The sequence below is a fragment of the uncultured Blautia sp. genome (genome assembly GCF_902497045.1).
Taxonomy (GTDB): domain Bacteria; phylum Bacillota; class Clostridia; order Lachnospirales; family Lachnospiraceae; genus Blautia_A.
Genome location: NZ_CABVDF010000294.1, coordinates 1 through 2,798, shown reverse-complemented (window position 1 = coordinate 2,798; position 2,798 = coordinate 1). Strand labels below are relative to the sequence as shown.

General features: G+C 43.1%; 4 protein-coding genes. All 4 read left to right on the top strand.

The features are described 5' to 3' along the window. Positions 1-134 precede the first annotated feature (134 nt). Genes RDS42_RS13930 through RDS42_RS13915 form a run of 4 tightly spaced genes read left to right on the top strand, consistent with a single transcriptional unit; the run spans position 135 to position 2,761 of the window. Positions 135-1,148 (top strand): DUF3878 family protein, encoded by a 1,014-nt coding sequence (locus RDS42_RS13930; RefSeq protein WP_308784191.1) that lies wholly within the window; start codon positions 135-137, stop codon positions 1,146-1,148. Positions 1,149-1,161: 13 nt separating this feature from the next. After that, entirely contained in the window at positions 1,162-1,374 is a 213-nt protein-coding gene (locus tag RDS42_RS13925; protein WP_308784190.1) for a hypothetical protein, read from the top strand. A 40-nt stretch (positions 1,375-1,414) separates the two neighbouring features. Further along, positions 1,415-1,990, top strand: coding sequence for a M48 family metallopeptidase (locus RDS42_RS13920; RefSeq protein WP_308784189.1), 576 nt, complete (start codon positions 1,415-1,417; stop codon positions 1,988-1,990). Between the two features lie 15 nt (positions 1,991-2,005). Next, the gene (locus RDS42_RS13915; protein WP_308784188.1) at positions 2,006-2,761 is read left to right on the top strand and encodes a sugar phosphate isomerase/epimerase family protein; all 756 of its coding nucleotides are present in this window, start codon (positions 2,006-2,008) and stop codon (positions 2,759-2,761) included. Positions 2,762-2,798 lie beyond the last annotated feature (37 nt).

The following is a 2,798-nucleotide window of genomic DNA, read 5'->3' as shown; positions in this document are numbered from 1 at the left end:
AAATTGTTTACTTCTTACAAAAAGTGTGAAATGATAAAAGCTGAGAGCAGAAAAGAAAGAATATAAATGGATGGATGCAGAAGCCGGGACAGATATGTTATACTTATGGTTATTAAGAAAAAGGAAGAGGGTTTATGAAAGAAAAACTTCCCTTTAAAAATGAATATGAGAAACTGGAATTACTTTTGTCTCAGGGACAGTTTGAACTGCTTCCGGAAGAAAAGGAAACAGAGAATATCCGTCTGGTATATCTGATGAATGATGCGGTGGAAAGCTTTCTTGTTTTTTGCAGGGCAAAACTGACCGGAACCTATCTGCCGGATTTTCAGGGAGAACTGTGGGCGGATCTGAATCAGGATGGAGATCAGTATGTGCTGGTGGTGCATCAGGAAGATACGGTTTGTACGTTGTTTTTCCAGGATCTGAAACTGGAAGTCCATTTATTTGATTATGGGAGAACCGGACACTTCTGGGTAAAAGGCTACGAATATCTCCGGCAGCTGGAATATCGGATCGCCATTCTACGGGACAAAAGAGAGTATCTGGGAGAAGAATTTTGTTCTCAGGAGGAAAGATGGATTTCCAGTCTGGCAGAATTTCCACCATTGAATTTTTGCTGTTATCCGGCTGTTTCAGAAAAATATCTGGTACCCTCCTGTTCCTGGTGGCTGGTTTCAGAGGAGGCGCTGCAGGTAATGACGCAGCTTGCAGAGGAGGCTGGAGACCGAAGTCTGAAAAACTGGATTTGTCTGTATCGTCGGTTTCCTGTAAAATGTGTTGCAAAGCAGATTGCACGTATGCTGCATAAAGTAAAACATGCAGAAGTGGTGGATCTGATCAGCGAAAAACTGGCGCGGGCGGCATCCGTATATGAGCGTCGGGATTTTGGCACAGGCTGTCTGAAAAAGAAACGGGGAATTAAGGATTATCAGCCGCACAGAGAAACGGCAGAAAAAATCCTGCGGATACAGGAAAAAGCAGAACAGAGAAAAAAACAGCTGGAGATGTCAGGGAAACAGGTGGAAGTGCTGACGGAGGAACCTTTTATTTATGCAAAGGATTCGGTGGAATATAAGATCCATCTGATGGTCTGGAAACAGGAAGGAAAAAACCGAAAGGTAGAAATAGAAACCATTGATGAAAGATAAGGAGGAATAAATTATGGCAAAGGTAAGAGAATTTACAGCAGAAGCAGAAAAAAATAATAAGCTGGTGGTGATCAGGAAGCAGCTGGAGAATCTGAAGGATCAGCTGGTGGACGTACTGGAAGAATATGAAGACAGAGATCAGGAGAAAGCGGATATCCTTACAGAAGCTCTGGATGCGCTGGAAGATGCAGGAGAAGCAGTAGAGGAAGCTCTGGAAGAGAAATAAACAAGAAAAGGGCTTTCAGTATTTTGAAAGGAGATCAGCCTTGTTAAAGCAGTTGAAGATACAGCATGATGACAGGGAGATTCTTCTGACGGTGATCCGTTCGTCCAGAAAAAGTATCGGGCTGGAGGTACGGAGCGGGAAAGATGTTCTGGTTCGGATTCCTAACCGGCTACAGGACAGTGAAGTGGAAAAATTTGTTGAAAAACACAGAAAATGGATTCTTGAGAAAACAGAGTTGATGCAAAGCAGAAAAAATACATGTAATTCCACAGGCGCGGTGCCGGCAGAAAAATTACCCCCGGAAGAAATAGAAAAAATAAAAGAAAAAATAGGAGACAGGGTTAAGTATTACAGTCAGGTCATGGGAGTTACAGTAGGGAGAATCACTATTCGTAATCAGAAGACCAGGTGGGGAAGCTGCAGTGCAAAGGGGAATGTAAATTTTAATTATCAGCTTTATTATCTTCCGGAAGAACTGCTGGACTATGTAGTGATCCATGAGCTGGCTCATCGGAGCCATATGGATCACTCCGGAGAGTTCTGGTCTGAGGTGGAAAAATACTGTCCGGACTACAGACGGCGCAGAAAACAGTTAAAGTCCTATGATCTGGTATAGGTAAAGGGAGAAGTTATGATTTATATCAGTCATCTGGTAAAAGATGAAGAAATGAAAGAAATAATCGCCCGGACAGGCCTGGGGATAGAAAGCATCGAATTCTCAGTAGCGGAAAATCTGGATAATCTTGCCCGGTCGCTGAGGACCTATCAGAAACGCCTGGAATTTATGGAATGCAGAGAGCTTATCCTCCATGGTCCGTTTCTTGATCTGAATCCCATGGCTTATGATACGCTGGTGGTACAGGCTACACGAACACGATATGAACAGGCATATCAGGCAGCTGGGGAGCTGGGCGCAAAAAAACTGATCCTGCACAGTGGATTTATTCCCTCTGTTTATTTTCTTACAGGCTGGGCAGATCGAATGGCAGATTTTTATAAGAGGTTTCTGGACGATAAAGATGATTCTGTAGAGATCCTTATGGAAAATGTAATGGATCCTCTTCCGGAACCATTGAGAGAGGTTATGGAGAAGGTTTCCCATCCTTCTTTTGGAATCTGCCTGGATATCGGTCATGCAAACTGCTTTTCCCGGACAGACTGTACAGAATGGGCGGAAACACTTTTTCCTTATATCCGCCACCTTCATATTCATGACAACCCGGGAGACAGGGACAGGCATCAAGCACTGGGAGACGGAACAGTTCCTTATGGGCAGGTTCTGGACATGTTTCGTGACAGGACAGAAGTTTCCTGTACAATAGAATGCAGTACGGAAGAAAATATCTGCAAATCTTTTTCACAGCTTCAAAACAGGCATTTTTATTGACAATAAAAATACCTTATGATACGATAAAATTACTTGA